Genomic DNA, 16,711 nt, shown 5'->3' with positions numbered 1-16,711 from the left:
GTCTATCAGTAAAGAGAATGAGAGATCAAAGTGGTCATTTTAATTGAGCTGGATAACGGACATTTCAATTGAGCCTTGACATAAGTTGTAGTAGCAAAGTTGTAATGTCCGATAATGGCTAAGTTAAGATGTCCGGCGTGTATAATCAAGTAAGGATTACCATGACGGCTCTCGCAGCGGAGTTTTTCACATTGGATGAAGTTAACCGACTCAAAATCATTCAGGATGTCATCGACCGGCGTCTGACAACACAAATGGCAGCTCAGCGGCTTGGTATCTCCGACCGTCAGTGCCGTCGTCTGCTTGCGCGTTATCGTGAAGATGGTCCGATTGGCATGACCAGCCGCCGTCGTGGTAAATCCAGTAACAACCAGTTGCCTCAGGGACTGGCCGCATACGCGCTGAACATTATTCGCGAACGCTATAACGATTTCGGTCCGACGCTGGCCTGTGAAAAACTGTCTGAGGTGCACGGTGTTCATCTTTCCAAAGAAACCGTCCGTAAGCTGATGACTCAGGCCAGTCTGTGGGTCCCACGTAAGCAACGTGCGCCAAAAATTCAGCAACCTCGTTACCGCCGTGCCTGTGCCGGTGAACTCATACAAATCGACGGCTGCGACCACCACTGGTTTGAAAATCGGGGACCTAAGTGTACGGCACTGGTTTACGTTGATGACGCAACCAGTCGTTTAATGCAGCTTCTTTTCGTGAAATCTGAGTCTACTTTCACCTATTTTGAAGCGACCCGGGGCTATATTGAAAAACATGGCAAACCGCTTGCGCTGTACAGCGACAAAGCCAGCGTATTCAGGATCAACAATAAAAATGCAACCGGCGGCGACGGCGATACCCAGTTTGGCCGTGCGATGCATGAACTGAACATTCAGACCATTTGTGCAGAAACCAGTGCTGCCAAAGGCCGCGTTGAACGGGCGCACCTGACGCTTCAGGACCGACTGGTCAAGGAGCTCAGGCTTCAGGGCATCAGTTCCATGGAAGCTGCGAACGCATTTGCCGAAGAGTTCATGAACGATTACAACCGTCGTTTCGCAAAAGCGCCTCGCCAGGCGTTTGATGTTCATCGGGAACTGGATGTCGATGACGATCTTGATATGGTATTTAACTGGCGTGAAGCTCGTAAAGTGTCGAAATCACTCACAGTGCAATACGACAAAGTCCTTTATCTGATTGAAGACAGCGAATTCAGTCGTCGGGCGATTGGTAAATACATCGATGTCTGGCATTACCCGGATGGACATAAAGAGCTCCGGCTTAATGGCGTATCACTTCCCTACTCCACCTATGACAAGCTTTCTGAAATCGATCAGGGGGCCATTGTGGATAACAAACGTCTGGGGCGGGCCCTGGAAATGGCGCAGCTGGTCCAGGCCGAGCGGGATAATAACCGGTCGCAATCCGTACCATCCGGAGACGGCCCTTCTCGCAGGCGTAAAGCTCCCACGACGAAGAAATCCCAGCGTTCCCTGGATCAGGACGATATGTTCAATGCCCTGGTGAAACTTCAGTCACGCTCTGAAGAGATATTTGGGAAGAAACCGATTTAAAGCCCGGTAATCCATCCGGGCATGCCTGGCTGTCAGATTTTGGCCTGATTGACCCGTGCCGCGAGCTCCTGATGACTCTCTTTCCTTTCGCTGTAGCGGTCGGACAGGTAGGCTGTGTGCCCTTTCAGGAGTAACGTCATTTTGAACAACTCTTCGGTAACGTCGACAATCCTGTCATACCAGGGTGAGGGTTTCATGCGCCCTTCATCATCAAATTCCTGCCATGCCTTTGGCACTGACGACTGATTGGGGATGGTGAACATCCGCATCCAGCGGCCAAGTATCCGCATCTGATTGACCGTGTTAAACGACTGTGAACCACCACAAACCTGCATGACGGCCAGCGTTTTACCCTGGGAAGGACGAACAGCACCTTCACTCAGGGGTATCCAGTCAATCTGGGCCTTCATCACCGAGCTCATGGCGCCATGTCTTTCCGGAGAACTCCAGACCATTCCGTCACACCACCTGACCAGCTCGCGGAGTTCAAGCACTTTGGGGTGACTTTCGGGCGCATCATCGGGTAACGGCAGACCGGATGGGTTAAATATTTTCACCTCAGCCCCCATCTTTGCCAGCAACCGCCCGGCCTCTTCCGCTGCAAAACGACTGTAGGACCGCTCTCGTACTGAACCGTACAGGATGAGAATTCGCGGCATGGTTTCGTTGTTGCCCGTAAGTTTGCTGGCAAGCGCATCATCAAAATAAGCCGGTTCGATTGCTGGTAAGTCGGTCATAAAAAATCTCCATTTCATAAGCTATGCTTTAAAAGTTATCACATATGAAATACCATATGTATTGTTATTTTTTTACGAGGTTAAGCATGCTACAGCCTGTTCAGCTTTTTAAACTGCTCGCCGACGAGACCCGTTCAACTATCGTGATGCTTCTCAGGGAGTCCGGTGAAATGTGCGTCTGTGACATCTGTGCGGCAACCGCAGAGTCTCAGCCAAAAATTTCTCGCCATATGGCCCTTTTACGTGAAGCCGAGCTGGTCATCGACCGTCGCGAAGGAAAATGGGTGCATTACCGACTGTCGCCACACATGCCAGCATGGGCTGCGGGTATTATTGATACAGCCTGGAACTGTGAACGAGAAAACATACGCAACAAGCTCAGTAGCGTGGCATCTGTCTCCTGCTGATGGCGATATATATATCCGAATAAACAAATGTGAATGGAGTTTCTGATGTTACTGGCTGGTGCTATCTTTTTATTCACGCTCGTCCTGGTTATCTGGCAACCCAGAGGGCTGGGGATTGGCTGGAGTGCCTCACTGGGCGCAATTCTGGCATTGCTGACTGGCGTCGTTCATCTGGGGGATATTCCGGTGGTCTGGCAGATAGTGTGGAATGCGACCGCCACCTTTATCGCCGTGATCATCATCAGTCTTCTGCTCGACGAATCCGGCTTCTTTGAATGGGCCGCGCTGCACGTTGCCCGTTGGGGGAATGGCCGGGGGCGGCTGCTCTTCACCTGGATCGTCCTGCTTGGTGCGATGGTTGCGGCACTGTTTGCCAACGACGGTGCGGCACTGATCCTGACACCTATCGTTATCGCGATGCTGCTGGCGCTGGGATTCAGCCGGGGAGCAACCTTAGCGTTTATCATGGCCGCAGGGTTTATCGCTGACACGGCAAGCCTGCCACTGATTGTCTCAAACCTGGTGAATATCGTCTCGGCGGATTTCTTTAAGCTTGGTTTCTCAGAATATGCCGCCGTGATGGTCCCGGTTAACCTGGCCGCGATTGCGGCTACGCTGGTGATGCTGCATCTGTTTTTCCGTAAGGACATTCCCGCCGTTTACGACGTTTCTCTGTTGAAAGAACCGAAAGACGCTATACGTGATGTGAATACCTTTAAAACCGGCTGGCTGGTTCTGGTGTTGCTTCTGGTGGGATTCTTCGGACTGGAGCCGCTGGGCGTACCGGTCAGTTTGGTCGCAGCCGCTGGTGCATTGCTTCTGTTTGCTGTTGCGAAAAAAGGGCATGCCATTAACACCGGTAAGGTGCTGCGTGGTGCGCCCTGGCAAATCGTTATCTTCTCGCTGGGGATGTACCTGGTGGTCTACGGCTTACGAAATGCCGGTCTGACCCACTATCTCTCTTCCTTGCTGAATCAGCTGGCAGAGCAGGGATTGTGGGCGGCAACGCTGGGTACGGGCTTCCTGACGGCCTTCCTGTCATCAGTGATGAACAATATGCCGACCGTGCTGGTCGGGGCGCTGTCGATTGATGGCAGCACAGCGACCGGTGTTATCAAAGAAGCGATGATTTACGCCAACGTCATCGGCAGCGACCTGGGGCCAAAAATTACCCCTATCGGCAGTCTGGCAACGTTACTGTGGCTGCACGTTCTGTCGCAGAAAAATATCAAAATTACCTGGGGATATTACTTCCGGGTGGGCATTGTCATGACAATCCCCGTGCTGTTTGTCACGCTTGCAGCACTGGCGCTTCGTCTGTCTTTCACTTTGTAATGAGATACTGATATGAGCAACATTACCATTTATCACAACCCGGCCTGCGGCACGTCACGCAATACCCTTGAAATGATCCGCAACAGCGGTACAGAGCCGACCGTTATTCATTATCTTGAAACCCCACCATCACGAGCTGAGCTGGTAAAACTCATTGCGGATATGGGGATCACGGTACGAGCGCTGCTGCGTAAGAATGTCGAACCTTTTGAAGCGTTAGGGCTGGCGGAAGACCGCTTTACTGACGAGCAGTTAATCGATTTTATGTTGCAGCACCCTGTTCTGATCAATCGCCCTATCGTGGTAACGCCGCTGGGTACCCGGCTATGCCGCCCTTCTGAAGTCGTGCTGGATATTCTTCCCGATGCGCAGAAAAGCGCGTTCACGAAAGAGGACGGTGAGAAGGTAGTTGATGAAAAAGGTAACCGGCTGAACTAAACGTGTTCTTGTGACGAAGGGCGAGAGAACTCGCCCTTTTTTATTTAAGATAATCAGTGCTAACGGAGGATAAGAAGCGGTTGTTGCGTCTTTTGCAGCATTTCGGAGGTATGACTACCGATAAAGAACTGCCGCAACCTGGAATGACCGTAGGCCCCCATCACTATCAGATCGACAGCATTTTCCTCGGCGTAACGAATAAGCGCGTCCCCGACTGATTGCCCGGTAAGATGTGTTGTGCTGTTTTCTATATCCGCGTCACGTAAAATTTGCTGTGCGGTCAGCAGCTCTTCCTTCTTACCGTTTACCATGACAAGGTGGCACTCCAGCCCCCTGAGTAAGGGACTCATCGTCAGACGTTCCAGGTTACTCCTGCTTTCTTCACTGCCATCATAAGCCAGCATGACTCTGGAAGGCACTGAGTAGTTCTCCGGAACAACCAGTAGGGGTTTCTTTTGCAGACGAATAACGCTTTCCAGATGAGAGCCTACCGGATGCTGGCTACCCCGACGCCCCAGCACCATGAGACGAAGGTCGCTCAGCTCTGCCAGAACTTCATCCGGTGTACCGTGTTTTTGCATCAAAAGCACATCCGGGCTTCCCTGTTTTTGAAGCAGTTCAGCACAACTTTCCAGTATTGCTTTCCCCTGGGCCATCAGCAGGCGATTACGTTGCCCTTCAATTTCTACCAGCTCATCGGTCAGCAATTGCTGACTGTCTATGCCGAGAGTGCCGGTCAGGTCTGACACTACCGGGGTGCTGTCTTTTTCGATAACGTGCAACAGTGCTAGCTGTGATTGCAAAGTGCGGGCTGCCCACGCCGCATATTCACACACTGACCGCGTTGAAAGTGAACCGTCCACACAGGCTGTAACAGTATTATTCATAGTTTTCCCTCCAGTCTGTTAATGACCGCCCATCAGTTTTTCGACTTCTTCAGGTTTATCGTGAACACCAAACCGGTCAACGATGGTGCGGGTGGCTTCATTCATCCCACGTATTTCAACCCCGGCGCCCTCTCTACGGAACTTAATGACCACCTTATCCAGGGCGCTGACGGACGTGATGTCCCAGAAATGGGCATGTGAAACGTCTATCACCACATTCTCAATCGCTTCACGGAAATCAAAGTGGCTCGTAAAGCGGTCTGCTGATGCAAAGAATACCTGGCCGGTGACGGTATACGTCCGGCTCGTCCCCTCCAGAACTGAGGTTACACGCATGAACCGGGATACTTTAGTGGCAAAATTGAGCGAAGCAATCAGTACACCGGTCAGCACACCGAAGGCCAGATTATGTGTTGCCACCACAACCGCGACGGTGGCAAGCATGACCACGCTGGTTGAAAGGGGGTGTGTCCGCAGGTTGGCAATGGAGCGCCAGGAGAATGTCCCGATGGAAACCATAATCATCACCGCGACCAGCGCTGCCATCGGAATTTGGGAGACCCAGTTGCGCAGGAACACAATCAGGCAAAGCAGCACCACGCCCGCCGTGAGGGTTGAAAGTCGTCCGCGTCCACCGGATTTTACGTTGATAACAGATTGCCCAATCATCGCGCAGCCTGCCATTCCTCCGATAAAGGATGTGCAGATGTTCGCGATGCCCTGAGCTTTGCACTCCCTGTTTTTGTCGCTTGGCGTGTCGGTCATGTCATCCACGATAGTGGCGGTCATCATCGACTCAAGCAGGCCAACCACCGCAAGCCCCGCAGAATATGGCAGGATGATGAGCAGCGTCTGAAGATTTAAAGGCACGTCCGGGAGCAGGAAGACCGGCAGACTGTCGGGAAGTTTCCCCATATCCCCGACGGTTCGCACATCCAGATGCAGCCACATGGCAATCCCAGTCAGCACCACGATGCACACAAGCGGTGAAGGAATGGTTTTGTTGATATAAGGGAAGAGATAGATGATCCCCAGCCCTGCCGCAGTCATGGCATAAACATGCCATGTCACATTGGTCAGCTCAGGCAACTGGGCCATAAAAATCAGTATTGCCAGTGCATTAACAAACCCCGTGACCACTGAGCGTGAAACAAAACGCATCAGCCCGCCAAGCTTCAGATATCCGGCTATCAGCTGGAATACCCCGGTCAGTATGGAGGCAGCCAGTAAATACTGTAAGCCATGATCTTTCACCAGCGTCACCATCAGGAGAGCCATTGCACCGGTGGAGGACGAAATCATCGCCGGACGTCCGCCAAAGAAGGCCATAACGAGAGGAATACAGAACGCCGAGTAGAGGCCCACCTGGGGATCAACACCGGCGATAATGGAAAAGGCGATCGCTTCTGGAATGAGTGCGAGCGCGACAACAATACCGGCCAGAACGTCACCACGGACGTTACCCAGCCAGTCCTTACGCGTCGAGGACAGCAACATAGTAATTTCTCAGTTTTTAGATACAGTCAGCCCTGGAGGGCTACATTTTTACGTACGGTAAAGCACATCCGCAGACGGGATGTTATTGAGTGCGTGCTGAGGCTTGCTCAGTACGACAGAGGAAGGAAAAACTCAGGGTGGCGTAATACGCATAGCGGTTGTCAGATTCTCCATAGCGGATGTGTATATATTGTCGGCTCTGTTGTCAGGAAGAACTTACAGAACACGTCGCGTTTGAACATGAAACACTTCAAAGCAGCCCAATACTACAAATAAAGCGAATACGGGGTCAACCCAACAAGGTACTCAAACGAAGAGGTTAAGATGCGATTTTTATCCAGGAATTCAATATTATCAAAGGACATTTGAACTTTGCCCCACCCCGGACATCTCTACTTAGCTTTGACATAAGTTATTGATTCATATGTGGTTATTTTTTAACATTTACGTTTCACGTACTGATAGATTGCCTTTGAAGCCAACGCTGACCGTCATTCATCTTGATCAGGAATTTGGGCATCTTCTAAAAACACCTTTGTACGGTAATCATCTTTCCAGCCTAACCAAACTGAATCTTCACCACCGGAAGAAACAACTTTACGGTTTCCTGTGAGATTATCAGCCTGTTCTAAGCATATTGACTGCATATCAATGAGCAAATCAGCTTCTGCGACTTCCGTGCCGCCGATCGTTTCATAGCCGGAAATCAGAACAATTGCCTCAGGGTCTCTTTCGTTCAGCATGGCGATCAACTCTTTCACTTTCATTTTAAGATACCAGTAGTTTATTTGTGTGCATTGCTGATGGATTTTATAGTGCTGCCGACCTTTTTCAAGGTGCTTCCGTTGCTTCCAACGATCATGCTAACGACCTTGTTGTCTGACCTGGTATTGCCGTGGTCATCCTTTTAGAGAAATGCTCCAAAGATCAACATGGCGGCATAGGTTTTCCAGCTTGACCAATCAATCGTGGAACCAAGCAACAGATAGAATGCCAGGGCTACCAGCCCCAGCTTTACTACTAGCGCGATTATTATGGTGAAGATAGACTCATCGCGTTCGCCTTTAAGTATTTTATACCGCGTAATTAAACTGTCGTTTTTCATGTAGCATCCGTTATAGTTATTAAAGTCCTGCATTAGAAGTTGTTATTTGCCGAAGTTACCTTGTATGAGTTAACTGTGGATCCAAAAATACAAAATATAAGCTGTGCCAATTGAAAGGATTAGAAAAGCACAGTTACTAATAAAATCTACTAATGCTTGTAGCTTCTTTATTCTCACAATTGCTGGACCGTGTTCAGTAGAGGTACTACTCAGCCCTTTTGTTCTGGCACTCTCTGCTTTTCTGAAAAAATTGTAATGCAATCCTGACCGCAAGCAAAACCATGCCAAACCAGTCGTTATTACGATATTTATGTAGAAAGCATATTGAATCATTTGTTCAGTTTCGAAGCTTTCCATTGAAAACCCTTTGTTGAAATGTTGAATAAAATTATTTTTAGTAAATGTAAGCAATAAATAGAACGAATATTAATAGTGAAAGATGCAATGCCAACATCTGCTTATGATGCCTTATGAGGATTTCTTCCTTCGCATTCATTAAATCGTACATCTCATCAATATTTTTATTGCTGGTATATTCGAGACGTTCATCACGAAGTAATTTGAACTTTACCAATACGACAAGTGATTTAATAATAAAGCTCGTAAGCATAACAGTTATAGACAAAAATAAAAAATAGGCCAAATTCATATATCACTCCATGGAGATTAATAGAAAAATTTATAATAAGTAATCTCATAGAGCATTACTTGAATCTTCTTCCCATACTAAGGACTCACCGAGAAACTTAGTTAAAGATGATTTGGCATACTGTGGTTCGGAAAAAAAACGTGGGAACCAGCCGTCAAAGCTTTGGGTACCATTGTGACGATTTTCAGGCGAGACTGATAAGCGGTACCCGTCTTCGTAAGGTGAAATGCTAAATGTGTATCCATCATCTGTCTTTGAGATCAGCGTTTTGCATGTCATATGACTGTTTGCTCACAAAGTTACTTTTCTAAGATATCGAAAAGTGTGGATTAGATCATCATTCAGATAGTCTTTTCATCACAAACTTTCCTGCCCACATTATCACAATTATAAAGGTAATAAAACCGATCTGCTCCCAACGTAAATTGGTTTGCTGTTCGGAATCATCCAAATGAATTGCATAAATGTAACATCCGAAGGTAAGCGTGAGTGGAACAACAAGCATCCCTACCTTTTTAGTAATATTTCCAATAAACCACCAATAAAGAACCCAGGAAATAATAGAAGAATAAAAAATTGCTTCTGAAACTATCATATGTAACCTCTTGAATTAGTCGATGCTGTGGGTAAATAAACCCGGACCGTCAAATGATGCAATTGCAAAATATTTAGTAACCATGAATCCTTCGGTTATCTATTTCAGCCATGTATGCAGTAGGCTTTTTTAAGAGATAGATTGGTGAAACGACATTCGTTTTGACTTTATAAGCCAGAATGAAAACACCTGCGGAGCTTGCCATAAGTACCGCAAGAAGAATAGATACCGTTAACTCCTTTGGTGTTTGTATCACCGAAAGAAGAAACAATGCGCTTATGGCTGCAAAAATCCAGCAATATAATGATGCATCCATAAAACCAGCTACAACACTCGATCCAAAAAAAAACCAAAATAAACTTATTAAGATTACTGAGTTTTCATTCATGTCTGTTCCTTGTTATTACTAATTATATTATGCTTTATAGTTGACCGTCAGACTACCCACGGGTTTTGACGAACAAAGTCACGCACTCCATTTATACATGCTTTTGAGATGACTTCAAAATAAGGATGGTTTGATGGAATCATATTCCCGGTATTATCAAGAAGCATAATAGTCCCTAAAGACCGAACCAGTTGATATTCATTGAGCTTACGCTTTAGCAAAGTTTGCAATCTATAAATTGTCTCACCGGAACTGTTACCTTCGATACCTACAACAGAGACCGTACAGTTCACTTCCTGATTATCAGATTGATAATCGAACCAGTAATTTTCGTTGCAATTTCCTTTTTGCGCATGCTCAATTTTGCCAGGCCATTTTACCCATAAAGAAGAGTTGTTTTTAGATCGTAAGATCTGCTTCAGCGTTTCCAATGGATTTTTTTCATCAACCTCAGACCAGGCCGAAATAAATTCTTTCTGCATTGCCTTAGGGTCTATAACGGCAATGAAATCAAATTCCTCTTTATTGATAGAGTTGGCTCGATCTTTGAGATAAAACAGACCGAGTTTATATCCCTTTTCACTTTTCCAGTTTGCTCCCACAGGCTGATAGTCTGTATTTATAAACGGTTTGAAAGTGTGAGTGTCGGGAGAAAAAATTACTGAGGGTGCCAGCACCCGGCCTCGGTATCGTATTGGATTTACAAATATTTTTTCCCCGTCACATAACATTTCAATAATTGCTTTTGTCACAACTACTGAAATAGAAGGTCTACATGTATTTTGATTTATTTCCCCGAGGTGCGCCAAACTTCCATCCTCACTCTTCAACACCTTTGTAAGGCAAGTCGGGCAATACTGTTGATCTCTATAATAAACAGGCATGGTTAGACGACCGGAATCGTTTAGTACCAACTGAAGTAACGGATGAGGCTCTTTCATCATGGTTATTTCTTCCCTTTCACCTTTCTGGGCTTTTCGTTTGCCTGTCTCCACTGCCATGGTGGGACAGGGTTGGTGTCTGCCCATAACCCTTTTGCCTCCTTTTGTGCTGCGGATTCATATTTGATATAGCCAGGGACAATGGCGTTATCTTCGAACCGATAAACCCACGCATATCCACTGTCCACCATAGAGGCATTGATATCATATCCATCTAACCAGATGGTACCTAACATACGGCCATAGATATCCGTACCATGGTCTATCACGGTAACGATTTTAGTTGCTATAGCTGTGGTTAAGGCCTGTTTTGCTTTTTGGCCAAAAGCCTGTTTAGATTCAGGAGCGTCTATACCATACATCCGTATTTTGATGGTTGTGTTTTGAGCATCCAACGCAGTTATGGTGTCACCGTCAACAATCTTAACCACCTTTGCCTCAAAAGTTGTTGAGTTCCCCCAGGACGCCACTGGGAATACAACAATCATGATGGGCAAAAGTAACTTTGTAAAAAAAAACATCATTTCACCTGAATTTGTTGAGTACAGACATGTATCCACAAGCCTATTTACAGGCAGTATTTTAACAAGTCATTATTTCATGGGCGGGCTTAAAACCAATCTTTTTGCAACTTAAAGGCAGAATAATCACAATAAATTTAGAACCTGAACCAAAAAATAATCCAAATTAAGCGTGTTAATCTATCTCAAAGATATTATTCCTGAGAGAGTTTGGATGAAACGTTACACTCATGATCTTGAGACAGACCTGAATGATGTGGATAAAACACCATCTCTGATCCACAAAACTTTGTTAACAGCTTCGACTATTTATGACCTGAAATATCTGGCTCAGGTATTAAATGATGAAAATGGCAGTAATTGGTCCCGTGCATCCCTTAAACGTCAGGTTACATGCATACCTGAGCATTGTGATCTGAGTATCGCAGATGGACGCTATCTACAGACTTTAATACCTTCACGACCTGCTGATTATGAGGACAGGCACTTTAGCTTTATCGATCTGTTTGCAGGGATAGGTGGACTGCGAAGCGGATTTGATGCCATCGGTGGTAAATGTCTTTTCACGAGCGAATGGAATACTTATTCCAGCCGTACTTACCGGGCGAACTGGTATTGCGATGAGAACGAGCACCGCTTCAATTCAGACATCCGTGACATCACTCTTAGCAACCGGCCCGAGGTTACTGATGACGAGGCATACAAATTTATCGATGCCTCTATCCCGGATCATGATGTTCTTCTTGCGGGATTTCCATGCCAGCCATTCAGCATCGCCGGTGTCAGTAAAAAGAACTCTATGGGTCGCAAACACGGTTTCGAGTGCGACACTCAGGGTACGCTCTTCTTTGATGTGGCCAGGATCATCCGGGCAAAACAACCTGCAATTTTTGTTCTGGAAAACGTAAAAAATCTGAAGAGTCACGATAAGGGTAATACCTTTAACATCATCATGAAAACGCTCGATGAGCTTGGCTACGACGTCGCAAACAGCGAAAGCACGGGCGCGGATGATCCTAAAGTCATCGATGGCCGTCATTTCCGACCCCAGCACCGTGAACGTATCGTCCTTATTGGTTTTCGCCGCGACCTACGTCTGAAAGACGGTTTTACTCTGAGAGATATTAAAGACTTTTATCCGGACAAGCGCCCTTCTCTCTCAGATTTACTGGATCCGAGCGTAGATAGTAAATACATCCTCTCCCCTAAACTCTGGGAGTACTTATACAACTATGCAAAGAAACATGCGGCAAAAGGCAATGGTTTTGGTTTTGGACTAGTAGATCCTTCCAATGTTAATAGTGTCACCAGAACCCTCTCAAGCCGCTATATGAAAGACGGATCTGAAATTCTTATTGATCGGGGCTGGTCTCATGAGCTGGGAGAAACTGATTTCCATAACACATACAACATGGACCGTCGGCCACGCATGCTAACGCCACGTGAATGCAGCAGGCTAATGGGCTTCGATAAACCCGGGGAAAGTGTTTTCCGTATCCCTGTGTCCAATACACAGGCTTACAGACAGTTTGGGAACTCCGTGGTCGTTGATGTCTTTGCGGCCGTCGCCAAACTGCTGAAGTCTCGAATTGAATTTGCAGCCTCCCAGCGCTTGCGGCAGTTTTACGACGAAGTCAGCTGACCTGAGCTCCTTCATCAATTTAAATGCTTAAGATTGTTGTAATAATGTCAGAGGTCAACCATGACGTATTTCGAATCAGCTGAAGGTGAGACGGTATCTAAAGAACGAGCATTACAAGAACTGTCCAGGCATTGCGTTCCCGAAACAGATTTCGAAGAATTCTTTAGCGACATGGGCGTAAAGGAACAGTATGACGCTCAGGAAGTGTTGCTTTGGTTGGGATATTAAACTTCCTGTTTAGGAGACTACTATGAGCCAAAAATTCGCAGTGATGATTGCTTACGACGACGATCCAAACGTCAAAAGGTACTCACCTGACTTTCAAACGCAGGATGAGTTTGCTAAAGGGTGGCAGTCGGCTCTTAAAAAGGCACACCACACCTCAGGTCAAAAATCAGTCATCACCTGCGGATGTCGTGGAAAAGGAGAAAAGCGACTTTATGTTCGTGCTTTACCGAACGGTGATGCCTTTATTCTCGTCAAAGCCGCTAACACGGGCATTGAGCATGATCCTTCCTGTGTATTCTTCTCCCTTGATGCCCGGCATACCGGCCTGAAAGGATATGCGAGTGGTGTGGTCCGGATTACAACCGAAGGTGATATGGCTGTAAGGCTCGGTATCGGTATGACAGAGAAAGATCCTCCTGAAAAATCAGAAGTGCCTCCCCTGCCCCATGTTCAGCGACCAGAAGGAGGTCAGGCCTCAATGACCCTCCTGGGCTTGCTTAGTCTTTTGTGGACAGAGTCTGGTCTGAATGTCTGGTACCCGAAAATGGCAGGGAAACGTAACGATTCACTGGTACGGTATCGTCTGCTTGAAACCGCTAAACAAATTCGTACCGGCAGAGCCTGCATAGGTGACCATTTATTCATTGGTGTACCTGACCCGAAACAACCTGTCGCTCAGTCGCAAATTCAGCGTCTTTCATCACAGGCGATGAGTGATAAACGTCTCATGCTCCTGTCAGTTTTACCTCGCTACGATGCTGAAAAGCATGAGAAGCCACTTAAATTTTTACCCCTGCGGAATTTTGGGGGGCTACCGCTGATTTTTTTCAATTCAGAAGGCCATTGGGATAGCGTAAAGAAACGATTTTCATCGGAGTACGCAGCATGGAAATCCGGGGCGAAAATAGTTGTCTTTGCGTTGACGTCACCAGCTGCGGTAACCGGCAGAGGCCCTTCTGTAAGAGCTCATCAAATTGTGCTGATGCACGTTAGCGAGAACTGGATACCTCTGGACTCCTCCTATGAGGCGGTTGTTGCAGAAAAGCTGGATGCAGAGCACCGGCAGTACGTTAAGCCCATGCGTTATGATGCGAGTATTAGTGAGGTGTTCCCTGACTTCTACCTGCTCGACACAAAAAGCGATAAGCCGTTCCCGATGGAAGTATTTGGTATGGCCACTCCTGCTTATCTGGCCCGAAAGCAACTCAAAAAAGATTATTACAACCGTGAATATGGGCCTTATGGATGGTGGCACTGGGATGCGACCACAGCATCTGAAACTATGGTGCTGCCTCATTTTCCAGAATCACGTAAACCTCTTTCAACTGGCACACCTGCTTAAAATGGAGAAAAAATGTCATACATGCTTTCACTAAGCGAACAGACAAAACTGAACGCTTTCCTGTCAGGGATCCTTGATGATTACAAGACTGGGGTTATCACTCAGATACAAGCTGTTGGTAAAATCGGTAACGTGTTTTCTGCACTGGAAAGTGGAGACTCAAAAAAGGTAGTGCATTTGTTGACTGAAGGACGAAAACTCCTGCGGACGGGCTGAATGTCCGCAGAAGGTCTACTGTGCTAGGGGATGCAGAGAAGTCTATCAACCTGGCTTCATTTATCATGATGTTTTTCTACTACGCGGCTGTTTTGACTTTCCAGTACCTCCCCCTGCCATTGCACCAGTCAATGTATCAATGGTGCCTTTCAGGGATTCTGAGATTGTTTTCTCTGCCTCCAGGGTAGCTTCCAGCTTCATTACTTTGGACTGGAGCGTTTTTAATTCACTGCTTTGTTCAGCCACTTCCGCTTCATAGCCCTGGCTGACCAAAGTTACTTTTTTCAGGTCGGCGCTCAGCGACTCGTTTAGTTTATGGAGTTCAGTAAGCTCGGCATTCACCGCCACCAGGTCACCCTCCTTCCCGGACAGTGCACTTTTCAGCTCAGCACAGAGGTTCTGTGCAGCAATCAATTCCTGTTCAAACCTGTCCCTCTCTGCCTTTGTATCTGACACAGTCTGACTTAACTGGTCGCATTGTCTGGAAAGACCGGCATTATCAGAACGCTGAGTGTTGATCTCTTCGTTCAGCTTTTTTTGATATTCAAGGTGACCAGCGATCTCTGTTTTACGTTCAGCCAGTTGCTGGGAGAGTGAGTCATTTGACTGCTGTGCGAGGCTTAATTCATGCCGTGTGCTATCTAACTGGTGATGGCAGGTTTCGAGTTCTGCTTCGGCAACATTCAGCCTTGTTTCTAACTCCTTGACGGTACTGTCCCGGATCTCTAATCGACCCTGTAGCGCCTGATTCTCAAGTTTCAGCTCATCCATATCGGTAGCGCTTTGCTCAAGCCGCTGTAAAAGCTGCGTTACCTCCTCCTCCAGCTGCATGCTACGTGCTTCAGCTTTTTTAACACTATCACTCTGTATTGCGGTATAGCTTCTACGGTAGTGCCAGGTGATGTACGAGATAATATCGCCGAGTGCAACCTTCACCTCATCGGGTATATCCAGGTAACGGGCCTCTTCAGGAACCTCTTTAACATACTTCTGGTACTCAGCGAACATCTCCTGTGACCTTGCAAACGAGCCGCCAACAGCGTTTCTGAGCCAGTGAACTTTGAAGCTCAGATCGATATTTTCCGGGTTAATTTTTTTCTCTTCGCACAGACGTTCGATTGCATTGAAGTAATCGATCATCGCAATAGATGAGTACCTTGAACGACCCATTTCCTTTGATTTTTCTGTGGATTCGCTGCGGATGTCATTCTGCACCTCTGGCGAGGTAGCATCGTTCAGGCTTTTTTCTTTATCGTTTTCGATCATCATTTTTTTCCTGCGGCCGGAAGCTGGTTTGCAAAATATATGCTGATAAGATCGTTCAGAGCATTCAGAAGCGAGATACTGTCGATACAAATATGAACGTTTCCATTCTCAAACAGGCGACACCGCCAGCCATTCTCATCGCAGACCTCGCCTGTGAAATCTGTATTTCTCATGGCCGTCAGCCTGTCGACCATACTCAGCCCACCGCCGGTTGCAGGTGTTGGAGTATCAGAACAGATGCATACAATATTCTCAAAGTCGCGTAAACAAAAGTGATTGTCCTGCGAGAAACCGTTGTACCTCAGTACGTTCACACCAGGAAAAATCCCCCGAAGAACAAGCTTTTTCGGCATTGTATATTGCCGTGCATTGCTTTTAAAACTTCGGTCAAGCTTGTTGAGAACATCAACGAAACCTTCTGCAAGCGTGTCTCGTCTGTTAGCCAGTGCATGCTGTAATGTTCCCTTAACAATCTCCAGGGAAGCGACGGGCGGATCCGTACGTAGGGATTCGTTAAAGGCTTCTTTTTGCTTATGGTTCCAGTACCGGTCCATACCTATTTCTTCAAAGAGCCTTTTCCACGTTTTACGGTCAATTTCCTTACGCCCCTCCTCGATGGTGCGATCCAGTGACGACGGAAGACCAAATGCGTTGGGCTGCATAATTCTGCTGGTGAAGAGAGAGAGACCGCACAGTTCCGACGCTTCCGAGATTAACCGCATCCCTTCTTCGAATTTCTGCATGGCCATATCCCGGGCGCTGATGAGCTGCCCTGTCCGGCTCGCCGGTACTGGCTCAGAACCCTGGTTTTGAGTCATTTTACACTCCATTTTGGTATGTCAGAACATTTTGATTTGAGCAAAGGTAGGTGTACACAGACATTAAAGTTGTCTCCTTTAACATGAAAAAGACTTTAAAGTTGTCTACTTCTTCAGATAGACCTACTTAACAG

The 16,711-nt window shown here is 47.0% G+C and carries 19 protein-coding genes; 8 read left to right on the top strand and 11 right to left on the bottom strand.

The genetic code is table 11. From position 1 onward, the window contains the following. Window positions 1–161: 161 nt before the first annotated feature. Window positions 162–1,565 carry an ISNCY family transposase gene (locus ACOT1A_RS23955; protein ID WP_000125668.1) on the top strand — a complete coding sequence of 468 codons (1,404 nt, stop codon included), beginning with the start codon at window positions 162–164 and terminating at the stop codon, window positions 1,563–1,565. Window positions 1,566–1,597: 32 nt separating this feature from the next. Here ACOT1A_RS23955 and arsH read toward each other — a convergent pair whose 3' ends face one another. Continuing rightward, complete coding sequence (arsH, locus tag ACOT1A_RS23950; RefSeq protein WP_000130816.1) at window positions 1,598–2,302, bottom strand: arsenical resistance protein ArsH; 705 nt, start codon at window positions 2,300–2,302, stop codon at window positions 1,598–1,600. A gap of 86 nt (window positions 2,303–2,388) precedes the next feature. On the opposite strand from arsH, the gene ACOT1A_RS23945 reads away from it, so the two are divergent. From ACOT1A_RS23945 to arsC, 3 genes are read left to right on the top strand one after another with little or no spacing between them, the layout of a single operon-like run. After that, window positions 2,389–2,709, top strand: a complete 321-nt coding sequence (locus ACOT1A_RS23945; RefSeq protein WP_000941305.1) for a transcriptional regulator — start codon at window positions 2,389–2,391, stop codon at window positions 2,707–2,709. Window positions 2,710–2,754: 45 nt separating this feature from the next. After that, entirely contained in the window at window positions 2,755–4,044 is a 1,290-nt protein-coding gene (locus ACOT1A_RS23940) for an arsenic transporter (RefSeq protein ID WP_000922628.1), read from the top strand. 12 nt (window positions 4,045–4,056) lie between these two features. Next, a complete protein-coding gene (gene arsC, locus ACOT1A_RS23935) occupies window positions 4,057–4,482 on the top strand; it encodes a glutaredoxin-dependent arsenate reductase (RefSeq protein WP_000065802.1) in 426 nt (141 codons plus the stop codon). A 59-nt stretch (window positions 4,483–4,541) separates the two neighbouring features. Here arsC and ACOT1A_RS23930 read toward each other — a convergent pair whose 3' ends face one another. From ACOT1A_RS23930 to ACOT1A_RS23895, 8 genes are all read right to left on the bottom strand, one after another. Continuing rightward, the gene (locus ACOT1A_RS23930; protein ID WP_001066652.1) at window positions 4,542–5,369 is read right to left on the bottom strand and encodes a universal stress protein; all 828 of its coding nucleotides are present in this window, start codon (window positions 5,367–5,369) and stop codon (window positions 4,542–4,544) included. Window positions 5,370–5,387: 18 nt separating this feature from the next. Beyond that, entirely contained in the window at window positions 5,388–6,866 is a 1,479-nt protein-coding gene (locus ACOT1A_RS23925) for a SulP family inorganic anion transporter (RefSeq protein ID WP_000927306.1), read from the bottom strand. 491 nt (window positions 6,867–7,357) lie between these two features. Beyond that, window positions 7,358–7,633, bottom strand: coding sequence for a hypothetical protein (locus ACOT1A_RS23920; protein ID WP_000864986.1), 276 nt, complete (start codon window positions 7,631–7,633; stop codon window positions 7,358–7,360). Between the two features lie 140 nt (window positions 7,634–7,773). Continuing rightward, window positions 7,774–7,971, bottom strand: a complete 198-nt coding sequence (locus tag ACOT1A_RS23915; RefSeq protein ID WP_001371914.1) for a hypothetical protein — start codon at window positions 7,969–7,971, stop codon at window positions 7,774–7,776. Between the two features lie 986 nt (window positions 7,972–8,957). After that, on the bottom strand, window positions 8,958–9,215 hold the full coding sequence (locus ACOT1A_RS23910; protein ID WP_000637193.1) for a hypothetical protein: 258 nt from the start codon (window positions 9,213–9,215) through the stop codon (window positions 8,958–8,960). Between the two features lie 73 nt (window positions 9,216–9,288). Beyond that, window positions 9,289–9,603, bottom strand: coding sequence for a hypothetical protein (locus tag ACOT1A_RS23905; protein WP_001005009.1), 315 nt, complete (start codon window positions 9,601–9,603; stop codon window positions 9,289–9,291). Between the two features lie 47 nt (window positions 9,604–9,650). Continuing rightward, window positions 9,651–10,547 (bottom strand): hypothetical protein, encoded by an 897-nt coding sequence (locus tag ACOT1A_RS23900; protein WP_000975181.1) that lies wholly within the window; start codon window positions 10,545–10,547, stop codon window positions 9,651–9,653. 2 nt (window positions 10,548–10,549) lie between these two features. Beyond that, a complete protein-coding gene (locus tag ACOT1A_RS23895) occupies window positions 10,550–11,065 on the bottom strand; it encodes a thermonuclease family protein (RefSeq protein WP_000464825.1) in 516 nt (171 codons plus the stop codon). A gap of 214 nt (window positions 11,066–11,279) precedes the next feature. On the opposite strand from ACOT1A_RS23895, the gene ACOT1A_RS23890 reads away from it, so the two are divergent. From ACOT1A_RS23890 to ACOT1A_RS23875, 4 genes are read left to right on the top strand one after another with little or no spacing between them, the layout of a single operon-like run. Continuing rightward, on the top strand, window positions 11,280–12,707 hold the full coding sequence (locus ACOT1A_RS23890) for a DNA cytosine methyltransferase (protein WP_000833380.1): 1,428 nt from the start codon (window positions 11,280–11,282) through the stop codon (window positions 12,705–12,707). Between the two features lie 60 nt (window positions 12,708–12,767). After that, window positions 12,768–12,935 carry a hypothetical protein gene (locus ACOT1A_RS23885; protein ID WP_000220758.1) on the top strand — a complete coding sequence of 56 codons (168 nt, stop codon included), beginning with the start codon at window positions 12,768–12,770 and terminating at the stop codon, window positions 12,933–12,935. Between the two features lie 22 nt (window positions 12,936–12,957). Next, window positions 12,958–14,277 (top strand): DUF1173 family protein, encoded by a 1,320-nt coding sequence (locus tag ACOT1A_RS23880; protein ID WP_000078513.1) that lies wholly within the window; start codon window positions 12,958–12,960, stop codon window positions 14,275–14,277. A 12-nt stretch (window positions 14,278–14,289) separates the two neighbouring features. Further along, window positions 14,290–14,493, top strand: coding sequence for a hypothetical protein (locus ACOT1A_RS23875; protein WP_000121164.1), 204 nt, complete (start codon window positions 14,290–14,292; stop codon window positions 14,491–14,493). Between the two features lie 63 nt (window positions 14,494–14,556). On the opposite strand, the gene ACOT1A_RS23870 is transcribed toward ACOT1A_RS23875, so the two are convergent. Both ACOT1A_RS23870 and ACOT1A_RS23865 read right to left on the bottom strand, forming a co-directional pair. Continuing rightward, window positions 14,557–15,762, bottom strand: a complete 1,206-nt coding sequence (locus ACOT1A_RS23870; protein WP_001371952.1) for a hypothetical protein — start codon at window positions 15,760–15,762, stop codon at window positions 14,557–14,559. Next, a complete protein-coding gene (locus tag ACOT1A_RS23865) occupies window positions 15,759–16,577 on the bottom strand; it encodes a DUF4942 domain-containing protein (protein WP_000193207.1) in 819 nt (272 codons plus the stop codon). Before ACOT1A_RS23865 ends, ACOT1A_RS23870 begins: the two co-directional genes overlap by 4 nt. Window positions 16,578–16,711: the final 134 nt, after the last annotated feature.

It is taken from the genome of Enterobacter cloacae complex sp. SYL003, from assembly GCF_049236925.1.
Taxonomy (GTDB): domain Bacteria; phylum Pseudomonadota; class Gammaproteobacteria; order Enterobacterales; family Enterobacteriaceae; genus Enterobacter; species Enterobacter intestinihominis.
This window is presented reverse-complemented; position numbering and strand designations above follow the sequence as displayed.